This window comes from Acidimicrobiia bacterium, from assembly GCA_018057765.1.
Taxonomy (GTDB): Bacteria; Actinomycetota; Acidimicrobiia; order IMCC26256; family JAGPDB01; genus JAGPDB01.
Genome location: JAGPDB010000012.1, coordinates 1 through 17,940, shown reverse-complemented (window position 1 = coordinate 17,940; position 17,940 = coordinate 1). Strand labels below are relative to the sequence as shown.

Below are 17,940 nucleotides of genomic sequence, written 5' to 3'. Positions count from 1 at the left end.
TATTTTAAATAGAAACCTGAGATTATATTCTACTAAAAATATTGTATTATTGCAGTACTTACAGCCTTATATTTAGGAATAAAATGTGTCAATTTTCGACAAAAAAATAGATTTATTTTTGTTCCCAGATTTAAAAAAATGAAAAGTATTATTTATTATTTTTATGCATAGCAATAGTAATTTCTATAGTTTTTATAGAACCTTGACCAAGTTCTTCATTTAAACCAGAAATTATTTTTGATGAAATAAATTTTATTTGTTTTGCCCAAGCACCATGGTCTGCTTCTAAGAATAATACATGATCTCGAACATGTTTAACCTTAATATGTTTTACAACATCTTGTCCTACAACTTTTTCAAAAACGCTATGAATATTTCCAACAACTAAAATATCATTTTGTAAGTTATTTTCAACAAATTCACTAATAGCATCTTTTGCACTCATCATTGTTTTCGGTGAAGAGTTTTCTACATTTTCAAGTTCAATAAGTTCACTTTGTGGAATGGTTTTATTTTTCATTTTTATTTACCATACCATCTTTTACATAAAAAGTTTGATCAACTTTTAAAGATGAAGGAATCTCATTAGCACTAGTAACAAATGTTTGAGTGGCAGGAAGACATTCAACTAATCGGTGAGTTCTGCCTGTATCTAATTCAGAAAAAACATCATCTAAAAGAAGAATTGGATTATCCCCAGTCATATCAACAATCAAAGAATGTAGCGCCATTTTTAATGCTAAAGCCATTGTTCTTTGTTCTCCCTGGCTTGCTTGTGTCCTTGAATCTCTTTCTGAAATAGTAAAAAGGTAATCATCTCGATGTGGCCCAACAACACTGTGGTAACGACGAAATTCATTATCAGAGTTTTCTTCTATGGATTTAGAAAACAGTAGCATTATTTCTTCAACATCTAAATTTTCAAAAACTTCGTTTAGGAAAATCTTACTTTGATATTGTACATCCACATTATTTTTATCTCCACCCACATGGCTATATGAATTAGATAGAAATTTTCTCATCCTGGACAATCCAGCGAGTCTACCTTTAATTATCTGAGAACCACTCATAACTAAAGAATCATTTAATACACTAAGGACATTAATATCAGGATTCCCACTTTTCAAAAGTGCATTTTTTTGCTTTAAAATTCTTAAGTAATCATTATTAGCAGCAACAAATTTTTTAGATACTTGCAATAAAGTATCGTCAATAGCTTCACGTCTAAGCGTTGCAGATCCTTTTATTATTTCTAAATCATCAGGAGTAAAAATAGTAACACGCAGAGTTCCAAGTAGATCTTTTATCTTTTTTAAACGTTGTCCATTAACTAAAATAACATCTCTACCAACCCTATTTATTGTTGCAACTATATCTTGAGGGCGAATATCATCACTTAGGTTTATTCTAATATGAGAAGACACAGCATCATTTTTAATTATCAAATCGTTAGAAACATGGCGAAAACTTTTACAATGACCAGCCCAAAATATTGATTCTAGAATTGATGTCTTACCTTGACCATTGTCTCCGATAAAAGCAGTTACACCTTTAGAAAATTCTAAATCACATTTTTTAATAATTCTGAAATCATTTAAAGTTAGTGAAGTTAGGTACATCTATCAATAACATTAATTAACGCGAACAGGCATCAAAAGGTAGGTATAACCTTCTTGGTCAACACCATGAAGTGTTGCTGGTTTTAATGGGTCTAAAGTTTCAATAAGAACTTCATCAGTGCCACAAGCATTAAGTCCGTCAAGTAAATATTCACTATTAAATGCAACTTCTAATTCATCGCCTTCACATTTTGCATCTATAAATTCACTAGCTTCACCAATTTCTTGTGCAACTTGTTTAAGTTCAACTCCATCAGTTTTAATACTTAATCGAACAGGTTGTGAATTTCTATCTTGTGCAACTAAACGCACACGCTTTATTGCATCAGCAAAAATATCACTAGAAATAGTAACTCTATTTGGATATCCTTTTGGAATTAATTGCTCGTAATTAGGATATTCTCCTTCGATAAGTCTCATTGTTATAGTTGTATTGTCAACGCTAAAACTAACTTCACGCTCACCAAGAATTACTTCAACGTCACTACTAGATAAAAGTCTTTGTACTTCAGTTAAACCTTTTGCTGGCACTAGAACGTTTGTGCCTGCTTTAAGCATTGATAATCCTTCGACATCACGCATTGCTAAACGATATGAATCAGTTGCTACAAAACGTAGACCGGTTTCTGTTGCACTTAATAAAACACCACATAATATTGGACGAGCTTCGTCTTTAGAAGCTGCAACAATTACTTGTCCCAAACCATCTGCAAATTCTGATGCCTTAACAGTCACAGATTCACCTTTAAGTTCGTTAAGTTTTGGATATTCCTCTGCATTTAATGTTCGCAAATTGAAACTAGAACGATTAGAAGTTAATATAGCAAGATTTTCTTTAATTTCCATAGAAATAGTACCTGCTTCTAAAGATCTAACTATTTCAGAAATTAGTTTTGCACTTAGAACAACTGAACCCTCGCCTTGTGTGTGTGCCATAACATTTACTCGCACTGTAATATCTAAGTCAGAACCTGTAATAGTCATTTCATTTAAGCCAACAACGATTTGTACACCTGAAAGCACTGGTAGTGTGCCTGCTCTTGTTGATACAGCACGTGATGCACTATTTAGTGCTTCTAAGAAAGTATCTCTTTCTATTTGTATTTTCATATTTGACATTTGTGTTCCTCCATTAGTTTAAGAAATATAAAGTTAATAACAGTTATAGGGCCTGTGGATTATGGATAACCTATAAAAATCCCTGGTAAAGCATAATATTTTAGTGAGCAACTTATCCACAGTTATCCACAGGATATGTTCAAGCTTAAGTATTGGTTGAACGTTTATCCACTTATTATGATTAGTTTGTCCACAGTTATCCACATAGTTATCCACTATTGTTTACCTCCGGGGATGAAATTATCATTATTAAAAACAGTATTACTGTTTTGATTCAACCCAACATTGTCACTGCTGTTTCGATTTGAATCAGGGCCAAGTTTAATTCTACCTATAAGTTCGTTAACTTGTTCAAAAATAGTAGCTTTTTCTGTCATTTGACGCTTAATTTTTTCTACTGCATGCATCACGGTTGTATGGTCTCTACCACCAAAAACTTCAGCAATTCTTGGGAAAGAATAATCTGTTAATTCACGGAAAACATACATTCCAACTTGTCTTGCTGTTACCAATGGTCTTCTTCTTGAAGCTCCACATAAATCAACTACAGACCAACCAAATAAAGATGCTGTTTCATCAAGTATTAACTGTGGCGTAATAACACGAGTTTTATTTGTTGGTAATAAATCACTCAAAACTTGTTTAGCTACTTCTTCATTTAACACAGCACGATGAAGAGAAGAATACGCAGCAACTCTAATTAATGCTCCTTCAAGTTCTCGAACATTATCAGATATATTGCTTGCAATAAATTTCATAACTTCATCAGGAACATTATGTAAATTTTCACTATATGCTTTTTTTTGTAAAATAGCTAAACGTGTTTCAAATTCTGGAGGTTGAACGTCTGTTATTAAACCCCATTCGAATCTTGTACGCAAACGATCTTCTAAAGTAGCAATAGATTTAGGAGGTCGATCAGAACATAAAACTATTTGGCTTGATGAATCGGTTAATGAATTAAATGTATGAAAAAATTCTTCTTGAAGTTGTTGTGAACGTTCTAGAAACTGAATATCGTCTACTAATAGTACATCAACTTGACGATATCTTTTTTTAAAGGTAGCTGTCGAGTTTGTTCTAATTGATTCAACAAATTCATTCATAAATGTTTCTGTTGAAACGTATCTAATAATCTTGTTGGGAAACATTTTGTGAACATAGTGTCCAATTGCATGAAGTAGATGTGTTTTTCCTAAACCTGCTGCCCCATAAATATAAAGTGGATTGTAACTCTTTGCAGGTGCTTCAGCAACACTTAATGCCGCTGCATGTGCGAATCTATTTGAAGATCCAATTACGAAGTGATCAAATGTATACTTAGGGTTTAATCCTGCAACTTCATTTGATGATGATGAAACTATATCTGAAAAATTATTTACATTTTGGAAATTTTGTTGTTGGCTTGGCGCCGTATTTTCATTATGTGATATTTCTGAAACGTAATGCCGGTTTGTTGATTTATAGTTTTCGCGTATATCAATTGTGTTATCATCTTGACGATTTTGAGTTTCAATAATAAAACGTAATGCTATAGGAGTATCTGAAATACTTTCTATTGCATCATTTATAACTGATGCAAATGTAGATGTTATTTTTTCCCATGCAACCGAAGATGGAACTAAAATTGTAAGATTATCTACTGTTGATGAAGGATCAATTTTTGATCCTATAAACCATGTGTTCCAAGATGCATCACTCAATTGTTCACGGACATGTTTAGAAATCAACTCCCATACTTCTTGTGCTGAAGTTAATATCACTGGATTATTCATAGGATGTTCCACAGTCTTATCCACACCTGTGGATATGTTTTTACTAATCTAAAGTTTTTACCTACTGCACTTATACATTAGCTCTTATTAGTTTATTTTAAAACTTATCACGTTATTAGTATTATTTCAAAATTGGTTATCCACCGATTGTGTAAAATTGTTATACACAACTCTTTTATAAGTGTTGTCTTAAATGTCCAATGAACTAATCAATTGATAAAATTACCGAATTTGATTCAACAATTGGATTTGTATTTCTATAGGTGTTAGTATAATCAACCTTCATCTTAGTAATACCTAAGAAATAGCGACAGGATTTGAAATGAAACGTACTTTCCAGCCAAGTAATCGTAAACGTTCACGAAAACACGGTTTTAAATTAAGAATGAGCACTAAAGCTGGAAGAAACGTACTTAAGGCACGTCGTCTTAAAGGACGTAAAAAACTCAGCGCATAGGCGTAATGTCTAAAAACATCAAGATATTTAGGATTACATCCTTAACTGAGTTTGACCAGCTAAAACGCGGTAAATTTTTTAAATCAGATTCTTTATGGTTTAAATATGTCATAATTTCAAAACAAGAATTTGTTCCATTGGCTTTAAGTGTAGCTGTTTCAAAAAAATATGGAAATGCAGTTGCGCGAAATCTTTTAAAACGACGAATAAAAAATGCTATTTATACTTATGGAATTGATGAAAAAGTGCCAGGTAATATACTGTTATTAATTGGAATAAATAGAGATTGTACGGAACAAATAAATTTCGAAGATGTAACAAAATCAATCAATAATTTTTTTATGCATATTGGTAGTTTTGAAACAGATAATGTGGTTTAAGTCAATGAAATCAGGGTTCAAATTAAAGTACATCAATCCTCTCTATTGGGCTCTTTTTATAATATTGGAAATATATTGGTGGATATCAAAACCTTTTCCTTCAAAATGTAGGTATCATCCAACGTGTTCAACTTATGCACGGACTGCACTTCGCGAACGTGGATTTATAGAGAGTTTGTATTTAATTATTAAACGAGTTTTAAAATGCAACCCTTATTCAAGCGGAGGAATTGATTATCTGGAACCCAAGAAAAAGAAAGATTAAATTAATTAGCAAAGTTGTAGTTTTAGGTTATATACAAAGTAAAATTTAGGCTGTCTCATTTTAAGAGACCGAGCTAAGAGAAAAGTTAAAAATAGCATTAATTTCTGAGGATGAATTATTCTTTAACTTAGATAGAAAGAGACCAAATGGTAGTCGCATCAATTTTAGATACAATATTAAACCCTATTGAGAAAATACTAGGAGATATCATCGCCTTTTTATACAATATATTTCCCAATTTAGGTGTATGTATAATAATAGTAACAATGTTGCTTATGTTACTATTATACCCTTTAACACATAAGCAGCAAAAGTCGATGTTAGCAATGCAAGCGTTAGCACCAAAAATTAAGGAACTACAAGCAAAATACAAAGATGATCGTCAAAAGCAAAGCGAAGAGACGATGAAATTATATAAGGAAAACGGTGCAAACCCATTCGGTAGTTGCTTTCCAATGCTTATTCAATCACCATTCTTCTTTTCAATTTATAGGGTAGTTAGATCTATTCAAGATTTTATACCTACGAATTCGAAATTGTTTAAAAGTATTTGTGATCCAGTTAATACATTAAAAGCGTGTAATGGAAATGTTGGGTCATTTCAATCAAAAGGGTTTAGTGCCTCTCAGTCAGAATCGCTAGCTAATTCTTTACCCAGAGGAAAAGAATTTCTTGGTATGAATTTATCGAGAAATTTAAGTGCAGCACTTAGCGCACAAGGAAAAGATTATTTAGCAATATTCGCATATACCGTAATGTTGATTTTGATAGTAGTAACAACATACCTAAATATTGCCAGGCAACAAAGTAGAAACCCAGTTCAAAATAATAAAATGGGATTTATTAAATATCTGATACCAGCTGGAGCAGGTTTATTTTCAATAATATTACCGGGTGGAACCAACCTATATATTTTGGTTTCTGCATTGTGGAGAGCTGGTCAACAGGAAATTATCTTCCATAAAGTTATAACTCCACATAGAGATAAAATGGATTTGAAAGAGAAAGAAACCAAATTACAATTAGAGAGTAAAATAGATGCACCAAAAACCGAAGATAAAGAATCGGAAGAAGAAATACAAGAAAAAGCAAATCAAGCTCGCATAGAACGCAAAAAACGTAAAAAGAAATAAAAAGGTTTTAAGAAAGGAAAATAATATACATATGGAATGGATAGAAACAACAGGCAAGACCCTAAACGACGCTTTAGATCTAGCATTAGATCGTCTGGGCATTCATAAAGATGAATTAGAGTACGAAGTCTTAGACGAAGGCAAAAAAGGAGTTTTTGGAATTGGAGGTACTGAGACTAGAATTAAATCAAGAGTCAAACCAATATCTAGAGAAAAACCAAAAGATCGAAAAACTAGAGGAGGCGCTCGAAAAACTGCCACGAAAAAAGATCCTTTACGCACAGTAAAAACAAAGCAAACAGCTAAAGAATCCGATAAAGAAAAATTACCAGTAAAAACAAAGCCAACAGCTAAAGAATCCGATAAAGAAAAATTACCAGTAAAAACAAAAACTGCTGTGAAGAAAAGAACAATTAAGAAAGAAGTAAAAATGGAAGATGAAAACAATTTAAAAGATGAGGAAACATCTTCAGTACCTGAAAAACAAGTTAGAGAGTATGGTGCACCAATTGAAGATCAAGCTAAATATGCCGAAGAATTTTTAGCTGGAGTTGTTAAGTTCTTTGATGATGACGTAAAAATAACATCAACTTTAGAAGAAGATTCAGTTACAGTTGCAGTTGAAGGTAACAATGTAGGGCTACTTATAGGAACTAGGGGAACTACTTTATTTGCTGTCGAAGAATTAATGAGAGCAGTAGTTCAAGCAAAAGTTGGCGGATATACTGCACGCATGTATCTAGATATGGGTGGATATCGTGAAACGCGAAAAAAGGCTTTAACCGATTTTGCTAATGACCTAGTTAAAAAAGTCAAGGAGACCGGTCGTAGTCAAGTTTTGGAACCGATGGTCGCATCAGATCGAAAAGTAATACATGATACCATTTCGGAAATCGATGGATTTTCTACAACTTCAGAAGGCTACGATCCTAAGAGAAGAGTAGTTGTTATGATTGACGAAGCATAAAATACATAAATCGTTTTTTACCTCTTGGGTCACTCCAAGAGGTTTTTTTATGCCAATTTTCAGATGGTATCGATAGCTATAATCTATACTGTATATATGAATGACGAACAGTTATTGAAATATCTCCAAGAATCTCAGAATTTTGGATTTTTATCACCTAAAGAATTAGATGAACAAATATTACATTCAATAGAACTTTATAATATGCTGCCAACTCACGAAGGTAAACTTTTGGACATGGGAGCGGGTGGCGGTTTACCTAGTTTTGTATTTATGTCACAGGAAAACGACATCAAATACACCCTTTTAGATGCTATGAAGAAAAGAACAGATTTCCTAGAGGGCATCTCATCAGAACTAGGGAAAGATTCATATAAAGTTATTAATGGGAGGGCAGAGGAAATTGCAAAAGAAGCCCGTTGCTCTGAAAGCTTCGATATAGTTGTTGCCAGAGGATTCGGACCGCCAGCGACTACAGCTGAATGTGCTTGTAATTTTTTAAAAATTGATGGATATTTATTTGTGAGCGGTTCTCCTGAAAATGAATCTGAGAGATGGGATACAGATGGGCTATCAATCCTTGGATTACAATTAGAAAGAATTGAAGTCGGACAATACGCGACTGGTGTAATAATAAAAAAGGTGAAACCACAAGACCCAAAGTATCCCAGAAGAGATGGCGTGCCAAGACGTAAACCTCTATGGTAGGTTTCACGTGGAACATAAACTGGGACAATGTTACGATCTAATAACTTAGCTCAGTTAGCGACATAGCTAACGGCATGCAGACCTCGAATTATCCATCTAAAAATAATCCACCACAGCATTTGGCAGATCTACTGATCAAGCACTAACATATAGTCTTATCTTAGGAGGATAAAAGTGAATGATGATTTTAAAAGAAGAAGTCTAAGGATTTTCTCCCACACTAAACACGAACATGATGAGAGTAATACCGAAGCAGAAAACGTAAATAAAGAAGCTAAAAGTAGCGAAGCTGAGAATTCAGATGAACCAAGTATAAAAATCACAGATACCAATGAGGTAAAGTCTGAAATATCAAATTCAATAACGGCGGCATCTTCAGAGCTCACCAACCAGATGTCGGATAAAAATCCTGAGTTTCCTCTTCCAAGAGTTATATCAATTGCAAACCAAAAAGGCGGTGTTGGTAAAACTACCACTTCAGTAAACCTAGGTGCAGCATTGGCTGAAGCGGGAAATAGAGTTCTTGTAATTGATCTTGATCCTCAAGGTAATGCAACAACTGGATTAGGTATTCAACACAGAGACCTCGAGGGTTCTGTTTATGATGTTATTATTAACGATAAATCCTTAGAGGATTGTACTGAACCTACGGCTGTGCGGAATCTATTTGTTGTTCCAGCTACTATTGATCTTGCAGGTGCAGAGATTGAATTGGTGCCAGCGTTCTCTAGAGAAATGAAGTTGAAAAAAGCAATAAAAGAAATACTGGAAGACTACGATTACGTACTTATTGACTGCCCACCTTCTTTAGGATTGTTGACTGTAAATGCTTTAGCGGCATCAGACGACGTGATAGTCCCAATTCAATGTGAGTATTACGCATTAGAAGGTCTCGGTCAGCTATTACGAAATGTGGGTCTTGTTAAAGGTAATTTAAATGAGAAATTGGAAATGCGTGGAATTGTCTTAACTATGTTCGATGCGAGAACCAAATTATCCGAGCAAGTAGCATCCGAGGTTAGAGAACATTTCGGTACTAAAGTGTACTCAACAGTAATACCAAGAACGGTGAGGCTTTCTGAAGCACCATCATTTGGTCAACCTATTATTACATTTGATCCAACATCTAGAGGCGCAATAGCGTATCGTGAATTAGCAAAGGAAGTGGCCCATGGCGCGAGTTAGTGGTTTAGGTAAAGGCTTGGGATCTTTAATCCCAAGCGAAGTAACACCAGCATCTGTATCAGGTATCGACATGATATCTATAAGCGATGTTACTCCAAATCCCTTTCAACCCAGAAAGCATTTTGACGAAGAGTCTCTAGCAACATTAGCTGACTCAATTCGCGAACTGGGAGTCTTACAACCAATCTTGGTAAGAAGGACTGATTCCGGTTATGAGATCATTGCTGGTGAACGTAGATGGAGAGCTTCAAAACGAGTTGGGTTAACCTCAATACCTGCCTTAATAAAAGATGTTAACGATGCAGTTTCCCTAGAACAGGCAATTGTAGAAAATATTCAACGTAGCGACTTAAATCCTTTGGAAGAATCAGCAGCATACCAGCAACTAATTGAAGAATTTGAGTTAACGCATGAACAAGTTGCTAAAAGGGTTGGTAAAAGTAGAACATCGGTCACCAATACATTGCGACTGCTTCAACTGCCACCTTCTATACAAAAAATGATACGAGAATCAAAGCTCTCAATGGGCCATGCTAGGGCTTTATTGGGAACACCAGATAGAGAATTACAAGAATCATTAGCTCGAAAAGCTGTATCTGAGGGTTGGTCTGTGAGATCAATGGAGGAAGCAATTCGTGAAATCAGTGAGAACGAAATTGATTTAACGAAGAATAAATCTAAATCCCAACTTCGCGCACCTGGTCTAATTGAGCTTGAATCATTACTAGGTGACTATCTAAACACTCGAATAGGAATTAAAATGAGTGGTGCCGATAAAGGTAAGATTTCAATTGATTTCTCAACATTAGAGGACCTAGAGCGTATTTATAGATTGATGACCGAACCCATGTCTGTTGAAGTTTAATAATTAATTGACTATCTTTTAGCAAAGATTACTGCTTCAAACAGTTCATAAAAACTTAAAGAAAATATTAGTCGTGTTCGATTATATTTTTAATTCCAAAAGCAATCGATTGAGAGATTTCATCACAGCTTGACCGAATCTGCTTTAACATCGAAATGTCGCCAATATCACAAAGTTCAATGATCACACATGGCATTTTGCTCTCACGTAATAATGGGTAAACACGTCCAGCGGTTTCATCTGGATCCGACTTTAATCTTTTTGATAATTCGTGTTGTATAGAACTTGCAAGCGATGCTCCAACCAATGAACGATAGCGCGAATTAGAAAAGAATACACAACGTCCAAGAGCTGTCATTGATGGGTTAATAGCAAAAAGTAAATCTAGTCCTGCCTCATTTGCTTCACTAGCCACAACACTAGGTTCGCTACCTTCTACATAGTAAGGTACTTTAATTCCTAATTCAAATAAGTGTTTAGTCAACCTATCGCCAATAATAGAAAAGGAAGGATCCACTGAAATACCGATTCTGTAAGTATGTGAACCTTTTCTATATTGCCATTTAATTTGTTCACGAAGATTTGTAGCTGAAGTGGTTGCAAAGTTTGAAACCCGTGTTATTGCATTTATCGTGTTCTTCCCACAAATACCATCTGAACTAATTCCCATATTGCGTTGAAATTCTCGTAGAGCAGTCGCAGTTTCCAAACGAAAAAAGCCATCTTCTCTTCCTGCATCAAAACCTAATGAATTTAAACGATTTTGTAGTTCTGCTACGTCGTCGCCTCGAAATGCTGGCTGACGTTCATATAGTAATCTATCACCCAATTTATAACCACTAACTATAAGTTCATTCCATGTAGATATATCGGGGTTGCCATTTGCTTCTAAACCGTGTATTTCCTGATAAATGGTAATAAAGCGGACAGTTTCCGGCCCGATTTTCCCTAATTCTTGTGCAGGTATATCATAGCCGAGACGAATTAAGCGATTCTGTACATCGATAACAGAAGTACTATTCGAATCGTTCATATACCCTCCTGGCAAAAATAGCTAAGAATTAATATTAGATGAAATCAGATAGATCGTCAAGAAGACCAGTCTTGTTCTTGGCGCCAACAAGACGCTTTGCCACATCGCCATCTTTAAAAACAATAAGTGTAGGTATGCTCATAACTTCAAAACGCCTAGCTAAATCAGGATTTTCGTCAACGTTTACTTTTACGATTTTGATTTTATCTGAATTTTCAGAAGAAATCTCATCTAAAACAGGAGCAATCATCTTGCAAGGACCACACCATTCTGCCCAAAAATCCACTAGTACAGGAGTAGTTGACGATGATATAGCCTCATCAAAAGAATCTACATTAACTGACATTACGTTTGAACTCATATTGAGCACCTTCCTTATTTTATACTTCACTTAAAAACTCTGCAAAGCCTATATGTATTATAGGTCTAACGTTAGCTTAAATAGAAATCTTCCCTAATATATTTATTTTAGTGTTTCAAGAAATCTTTCTACTTCAATTGCCGCCATAGCCCCGGTACCGGCTGCTGTTATTGCTTGACGATAAACATGGTCAGCAACGTCTCCTGCAGCGTAAACACCATCAAGATTCGTCTTTGTTGAATGGCCATTTGTCAGTATATAATCCATATCATCTAATTCTATTTGATCTTTAAAAAGTGAGGTATTTGGAGTATGGCCAATAGCAACGAATAAACCAGTTACGTCTAACTGTGATTCTTCACCTGTAATTGTATCTTTCAAAGTTAAACTTGAAACTTTAACATCACCATTCACTTCAATCACTTGTGAATTTAAACGTAATTCAACTTTTTCATTTGCAAGAACTCTATCCTGCATAATTTTTGATGCTCTAAATTCATCACGTCTATGAATTAGGGTTACTTTGTTAGCAAAACGAGAAAGAAAAAGTGCTTCTTCCATCGCAGAATCTCCTCCTCCAACTACAGCTATCTCATGTCCTGAGAAGAAAAAACCATCACATGTTGCACAAGTAGAAACACCGTAACCTAAAAGTTTTCGCTCTGATTCAAGCCCTATCATTTTAGATTTAGCACCTGTGGAAATTATTATAGAACGAGCTTGATATAGTGTTTCGCCAACAAAAACTTTTTTAATTTTCCCTGTTAAATCAACCTCTGTTACGTCATCAGTTATAAATTCAGTATTAAAACGCTGTGCTTGTTTCCTGAACTGATCCATTAATTCTGGGCCTAAAATACCATCTGCAAACCCTGGATAATTCTCTACTTCAGTAGTGGTCATTAGCTGTCCACCAGGAGCTGCTCCTTCAATCATCAGAGGGTTTAAATTTGCTCTTGCTGCATAAATTGCTGCTGTTAAACCACTTGGTCCTGAACCAATAATTATTAAATCACGAATTTCCATTTTTTCCTTTGTAGTCTATTTTTTAGCCCAAAATATTGAACCTATAAGGACAAATATAGCGCCTATTGTTAAATATGATGCCCAGACAGGCATGGCTAGATTGAGCAATCGAAATGACGATATTGAGAGAAGAATAAAAACAATTACAAGCAAAACAATGGCGACAAAAGTATAAACAAAAAATCTAGCAATCCTATGCGCTGGCATGACAACTTTTTTATTTGCAATTTCAACGATACTATCAACAGTTTTTAGTACAGTTTCATTCCATTCTTGAGATTTGAACTCTTTATCTAAATTAGATTGTGTCATTTTTAGTACCCATATATCATTTTCTTTTAATTATAATAATTTTAGACTTAAATTCTAATAGATATTAGTTCGTAGCGAAGAAAGTTCCTTGGTCATTGATCCTTGCGGTATTTTACTAGAACCTTAAACAATATTATCAAAAGCAAAACAAACAAGAATAATGCACCCGTAGCGATTATTATGATATTTCTCTCTATAAATGAAGTACTTGAAATAACAGGAGTGTTGGATTGCGCCTGATTGTATTTATCAGCATTGTTATCCATTGTTGATTCTGTAGTATCGGGAGGTTTAATAGTGATTTCTTCTTCGGATGTAGGTTTAGCAGTTTCTGTTTCATTTGAGTCTCTACTAACAGAATTCGATCCACTTTGAACGTCCTTATCTTGTGGAACTTGTTCATCCAAAGTCTCTGATTTTTGAAAAGCCGGTCTGTCTTGTAGCTTTGACTTTGTTGCAAAGTTGTCGTTATTTTTACTATTTATAAAGAAACTAGAACCTAAAACAGAAATAAGCACGACTACTAAAATACTAGCTGCAACTGCAAATTTTGCGTATGGACTAGGCGTATTCTTCTCGGTGTTATTGTACAAAGCTTCGATTGTTTTGGTCTGTATCTCAGTCAATTTAGAAAGATCATTTACAGGCTCATTATCACTTAAAAAAGAATTTAATATATTTTTTTCATAGGTTATCGACGCTTTTATTTCTTCAAATCTTTGACTATTAATAATATTTTCTTTTATTTCAGAAGGAACAACATTTTTTGAAAATCTGAGTTTTTCAAAATCGCCATTTAATATGGCTTCTACAGCTATATATAGAGCTTCTTCATTGGACAATGATTGGTTATCTTTCAAATCTTTTGCACGTATTGAACTATTCATTATTACTCACTTTCGTGCTCTTAGTGACTTTGACGCTTTCTGGCCTTAAAATAGTTCCTTGTTCTTCCAATAGTTTCCTAAAACTAATTCGTGCTCTCGCTAAACGTGATCTTACAGTACCCACTTCAATATTTAAAGTATCACTAGCTTCTCCATAGCTCAATTTTTCGACATCAATAAGAATCAAAATAGTCCTATGTTCTTTGCTTAGTTGTTCCAATAAGTCTATTAACTGCTCGCTAGAATCATCTTGTACTTCTGCTTCTTGAGATATATACGTCGTATTTTCTAAACTTACTATTGGGGCAATACTCTGTCGTCTTTTTACCTTTCTATATTCATCTAGAAAAACTCGATAAGTTAATGTGTAGATCCATGTAGAAAATTTGCTTTCATATCGAAAATCTTTAATATTATTAGCAATCTTTATGAGTGCAACTTGTGTTATATCTTCGCTCTCTATTGGAGGGCGACACCATTTCTGGCAGAGATCATATACATATGGAGAACTTTTTATAATTACATCATTGAGCGCATTTTTATTATCTTTTTTCGCTCGCTCAATCACGATTTCATTTGGCATATCGTAACTATTCACAAAAATAATATTAATACAATAAATGACTAGCTATTGTACAAAAAGTGAATCACTAGATATGTTATTAAACTAAAAGATAAAGTAAATATAGTTAATTTTACAAATGTAACTATATTTGAATATTTAGGTTTATTGAACTGTTTGTTAATTTTTTTAGACTCAGCTTTTGTAAGCTTAACTATAGGAATTCCACTTATTGGAGTTTTATCTGCGTCTAGGAAAGTTTGATCTAACAACTTCGATATATTCTCACGTCTAATCGACAAATCTGGAGAGATTAGTCCATCGATCATCTCGCATAGCTTAAGATCTAAATCAGGTCTAAATGAGCGTAATCTTCGAATATATAGATTGTTATTTTTTAAATCACGCTTATGGACCAAAAGAATTTTCGCTATCATACCAATGGAGTAGAAGTCACTAAGTTGATTCACACTAGCACCAGACTTTCTTTCTGGTGCGCATAAATTAGTATTTGAAAAGATAAAATTAGCTCCAGGATCAGTTGATTCTAAAGAATTGTTTACTGAAAGGTTAATTATCATTGGCTCATTATTTGTTTTAATAACTATATTATCTCCATTTATATTTTCATGAAAAACACCGATTTTATGAGCATAACTCATACCCGAACTGATCTTAAAAATTATTTGAATGATTTCTTTAACTGGTATTGTTTCAAAGTTTTTATTTTCGTAAAAAGAATTGAGTGATTCGTAATCAAACTCTTTCCAAACTAAATACAGTTGAGAATTATTAATAAAAGTGTCGATACATTTTGGGAATAGATCATGATTTAATAACTTACTAACATGGAGTTCGTATCTTATGTTATCTATTGCTCTTTCATCGTTTAATAGATCATCATTTAGTGTTTCTATTAAGACCTGCTTGTCTTGTGTGGTGTCCATAGCAAGCCATTTTTGACGGTAACCTTTAATGCTGATTTTACTAATGACCTGATATCTTTCGTTTAAAAATTCACCAGTTAACATTTTTAACTTTATCTTTCTGTAGGTATGCTCTTTTTGTAAAAAATTCTGAATAAAGAAATGATTTCTTCTCTTGCAAAATGCGAACCAATGCCAAGAATAATTAAACAAGTTAGTAAACCAATTACTGTACTCAAATAAATATTATCAATACCGTGGCCAGCAATAAACCCTAATAAACCACCGCATATACTCGTAATTCCGACGATTGAAGTAGCTTTTCCATTCAAAGCTGGAGTCAAAAAATTCTTTGAGACCATTTTTAGAGCAAGTGGCATGATTAAAAAGTATGACATAGAAAAAGCGATACTCAAACCTATTGCCGGCCAGATTTTTATCAACAATATTGCAAGAATAATATTTAGTGAATTTTGAATAACATTAATTTTGAAAATCCCTTTAGTCTTACCTACCAAGTTTGCAAGCCTAACCACAAATACATAAAATGAAAATGCGCTAGAGAAAATCAAAAAACCAATTAATACATTACCAGCGAGTTTTGCTTGTGAAGTAGATATTTCGCCATGTCCAAGGATGATTGTCATGAATGGTCGGGCTATTGAAATACCTAGAGCGCTTACTACGCTAATTAACATTACTATTGCAGTTCCCGATTGTTTCACCAGAGATCTCGTTTCTATTGTGATTTGATTCGGCTGAATTCCTTCTTCGTTTTTTATATCGTGATTCATTGAATGAGAAATTTTTGGTATTGCGATTGTCATAATCGTCATAGCTAAAAGACCATGGGGTAGTTGAAAGAATGCCCATGCTGAAAGATACCTTGAGACACCACCCTCGGTTTTGTTAGCAATGGAAATGATCGCAAACAATGCAATCTGGTTAACAATGGCATAAGAAACCATCCATTTTGATTGTTGTAGCATTTCCTTTATTGCTCTGGTCCTTACCAGACCACGCTTGAACTTACCACCACCTTTAACGTAAGCTATCCCTACGATTAGGCTAATTGCAATTACCCCAAAAGTTGTCCCGAAACCTAAAGTGTATTCAACTTTTTTCAATAGTGCGTCTGAGGGATTATCTCCAAAAGATGAAAGTAAATGTTTTACATAAAATAACATTGATATTACAATTATATTATTTATAACTGGAGCAAATGAACTAGCTATAAATTTGTGTCTTGCTGCTAAGTATGTTTGCATTACTGAAGTTAAAGCATAGAAAAATATTTGAGGTAAAAAACAATATAAGAAAAATAAAACTAATTCGCGTTGAGTATTCGCACTACTTGTACTATTTAAGGAAGTCACGATACTTGCTATTGCAGGTGCAAAAATTAATGATAACAATGTTAAAGCTAAGGATGCAAAAACCATAAAAGTAAAAATAGATTGGTCGTCTTTTTTGTTTTTCTGTTTATATTGTTTAACGAAAAATGGTAAGAGTGTTGATGATATTAAACTTCCTAATACAAGCTCATACATCATATTCGGTATTTCGTTAGATAGAGAATACGAGTCGTTGAGCCTAAAGAAGCCTAATGTTGTCGCCAAAATTAATATTCTTACGAAACCTAAAATTCTTGATGTCAATGTTCCAGCAAAAACATATAATGAGGTACGTGCAGTTTTAGTAAAAGCCATTTATACCAAAGTTTCTTTATGTAAGTTTAGTATTTTTGCAGAAATATTTTTTTTATTCTTTTTATAGTGTAGTAGCCACCAAATTACAAGAAAGATAAATGAACCCACCATAATTCCCAAACCAACTCCAGAAAACGAAGTAGACCTAATTGTGGCTCTTTGGCTTGCCAAGACAACACCATTTTCTACGCTGGACATTTTGATTTCAATTGGAAATGACCCTGAGGTTCTAGTTTTTACTGGCACTCTGATTGTGGTGTTTAAACTATTTAGTGCGACTTTATAGCTATCAGATTCTGTGAAAACCAACTTATCACTTTTTAGTTTAATCATTACTGTAATTTGTTTATTGGTCGTATTTTTTACAGTTACAGGAATTGTACTTTCATTCGATGTCAAAGTAATCGTTCTTTTTTCTGGTAAAGAAATGAAGTCACGCGCATTATCTATTATTACTTTTAATTTTTCTATGTCCTTAACTATTGATGTTTTTGTTTCAAGTGATGAAGTAACTCTGTAGAAGATATTCTCAGCTATTCTTGCTTCAAGCGAATTTGATCCGTATAGTGATTCAATAGTGTCTGCACGATTCCTTGTATCGTTATAGTCCGCAAGCGTAAGCGAGTCTTTGGGAATATAGCCGTACTCTGT

General features: G+C 33.9%; 21 protein-coding genes. 8 read left to right on the top strand and 13 right to left on the bottom strand.

Going from position 1 to position 17,940, the window contains the following annotated elements; translation table 11 throughout:
- Positions 1-148: 148 nt before the first annotated feature.
- The 4 genes from KBF89_05240 to dnaA form a co-directional block, all read right to left on the bottom strand.
- Positions 149-520, bottom strand: a complete 372-nt coding sequence (locus tag KBF89_05240) for a DUF721 domain-containing protein (GenBank protein ID MBP9115732.1) — start codon at positions 518-520, stop codon at positions 149-151.
- Entirely contained in the window at positions 510-1,619 is a 1,110-nt protein-coding gene (locus KBF89_05235) for a DNA replication/repair protein RecF (protein MBP9115731.1), read from the bottom strand. The genes KBF89_05240 and KBF89_05235 overlap by 11 nt, the downstream gene beginning before the upstream one ends.
- Positions 1,620-1,631: 12 nt before the next feature.
- Complete coding sequence (dnaN, locus tag KBF89_05230) at positions 1,632-2,738, bottom strand: DNA polymerase III subunit beta (GenBank protein ID MBP9115730.1); 1,107 nt, start codon at positions 2,736-2,738, stop codon at positions 1,632-1,634.
- Between the two features lie 215 nt (positions 2,739-2,953).
- Positions 2,954-4,513, bottom strand: coding sequence for a chromosomal replication initiator protein DnaA (gene dnaA, locus KBF89_05225; GenBank protein ID MBP9115729.1), 1,560 nt, complete (start codon positions 4,511-4,513; stop codon positions 2,954-2,956).
- Between the two features lie 322 nt (positions 4,514-4,835).
- On the opposite strand from dnaA, the gene rpmH reads away from it, so the two are divergent.
- The 8 genes from rpmH to KBF89_05185 all read left to right on the top strand — a co-directional run bounded on the left by rpmH (position 4,836) and on the right by KBF89_05185 (position 10,473).
- Entirely contained in the window at positions 4,836-4,970 is a 135-nt protein-coding gene (rpmH, locus tag KBF89_05220; GenBank protein ID MBP9115728.1) for a 50S ribosomal protein L34, read from the top strand.
- 5 nt (positions 4,971-4,975) lie between these two features.
- Positions 4,976-5,350, top strand: coding sequence for a ribonuclease P protein component (locus tag KBF89_05215; protein MBP9115727.1), 375 nt, complete (start codon positions 4,976-4,978; stop codon positions 5,348-5,350).
- Between the two features lie 4 nt (positions 5,351-5,354).
- The gene (gene yidD / locus KBF89_05210; protein ID MBP9115726.1) at positions 5,355-5,615 is read left to right on the top strand and encodes a membrane protein insertion efficiency factor YidD; all 261 of its coding nucleotides are present in this window, start codon (positions 5,355-5,357) and stop codon (positions 5,613-5,615) included.
- A gap of 146 nt (positions 5,616-5,761) precedes the next feature.
- Positions 5,762-6,748 carry a YidC/Oxa1 family membrane protein insertase gene (locus KBF89_05205; GenBank protein MBP9115725.1) on the top strand — a complete coding sequence of 329 codons (987 nt, stop codon included), beginning with the start codon at positions 5,762-5,764 and terminating at the stop codon, positions 6,746-6,748.
- Positions 6,749-6,779: 31 nt separating this feature from the next.
- Positions 6,780-7,715, top strand: coding sequence for a Jag N-terminal domain-containing protein (locus tag KBF89_05200; protein MBP9115724.1), 936 nt, complete (start codon positions 6,780-6,782; stop codon positions 7,713-7,715).
- Between the two features lie 96 nt (positions 7,716-7,811).
- Positions 7,812-8,423: a class I SAM-dependent methyltransferase gene (locus KBF89_05195; protein MBP9115723.1), complete on the top strand. Its 612-nt coding sequence runs from the start codon at positions 7,812-7,814 to the stop codon at positions 8,421-8,423.
- Between the two features lie 393 nt (positions 8,424-8,816).
- Positions 8,817-9,608: a ParA family protein gene (locus tag KBF89_05190; protein ID MBP9115722.1), complete on the top strand. Its 792-nt coding sequence runs from the start codon at positions 8,817-8,819 to the stop codon at positions 9,606-9,608.
- The gene (locus KBF89_05185; protein MBP9115721.1) at positions 9,595-10,473 is read left to right on the top strand and encodes a ParB/RepB/Spo0J family partition protein; all 879 of its coding nucleotides are present in this window, start codon (positions 9,595-9,597) and stop codon (positions 10,471-10,473) included. The genes KBF89_05190 and KBF89_05185 overlap by 14 nt, the downstream gene beginning before the upstream one ends.
- A gap of 67 nt (positions 10,474-10,540) precedes the next feature.
- Here the strand turns inward: KBF89_05185 and KBF89_05180 are convergent, their stop codons facing one another.
- The 9 genes from KBF89_05180 to KBF89_05140 form a co-directional block, all read right to left on the bottom strand.
- Entirely contained in the window at positions 10,541-11,506 is a 966-nt protein-coding gene (locus KBF89_05180) for a peptidoglycan-binding protein (protein MBP9115720.1), read from the bottom strand.
- Positions 11,507-11,540: 34 nt separating this feature from the next.
- On the bottom strand, positions 11,541-11,867 hold the full coding sequence (trxA, locus tag KBF89_05175) for a thioredoxin (protein ID MBP9115719.1): 327 nt from the start codon (positions 11,865-11,867) through the stop codon (positions 11,541-11,543).
- A 102-nt stretch (positions 11,868-11,969) separates the two neighbouring features.
- Positions 11,970-12,893, bottom strand: coding sequence for a thioredoxin-disulfide reductase (gene trxB, locus KBF89_05170; protein ID MBP9115718.1), 924 nt, complete (start codon positions 12,891-12,893; stop codon positions 11,970-11,972).
- A 15-nt stretch (positions 12,894-12,908) separates the two neighbouring features.
- The gene (locus tag KBF89_05165) at positions 12,909-13,205 is read right to left on the bottom strand and encodes a hypothetical protein (protein ID MBP9115717.1); all 297 of its coding nucleotides are present in this window, start codon (positions 13,203-13,205) and stop codon (positions 12,909-12,911) included.
- Positions 13,206-13,297: 92 nt separating this feature from the next.
- Entirely contained in the window at positions 13,298-14,092 is a 795-nt protein-coding gene (locus KBF89_05160) for a hypothetical protein (protein MBP9115716.1), read from the bottom strand.
- On the bottom strand, positions 14,085-14,675 hold the full coding sequence (locus KBF89_05155) for an RNA polymerase sigma factor (protein ID MBP9115715.1): 591 nt from the start codon (positions 14,673-14,675) through the stop codon (positions 14,085-14,087). The genes KBF89_05160 and KBF89_05155 overlap by 8 nt, the downstream gene beginning before the upstream one ends.
- Before the next feature lie 41 nt (positions 14,676-14,716).
- Positions 14,717-15,685, bottom strand: coding sequence for a protein kinase (locus KBF89_05150; protein ID MBP9115714.1), 969 nt, complete (start codon positions 15,683-15,685; stop codon positions 14,717-14,719).
- A gap of 8 nt (positions 15,686-15,693) precedes the next feature.
- Positions 15,694-17,289 carry a hypothetical protein gene (locus tag KBF89_05145; GenBank protein MBP9115713.1) on the bottom strand — a complete coding sequence of 532 codons (1,596 nt, stop codon included), beginning with the start codon at positions 17,287-17,289 and terminating at the stop codon, positions 15,694-15,696.
- Positions 17,290-17,940: hypothetical protein (locus KBF89_05140; protein MBP9115712.1), on the bottom strand; the 651-nt coding region annotated here is incomplete at its 5' end. It lies immediately after the preceding gene.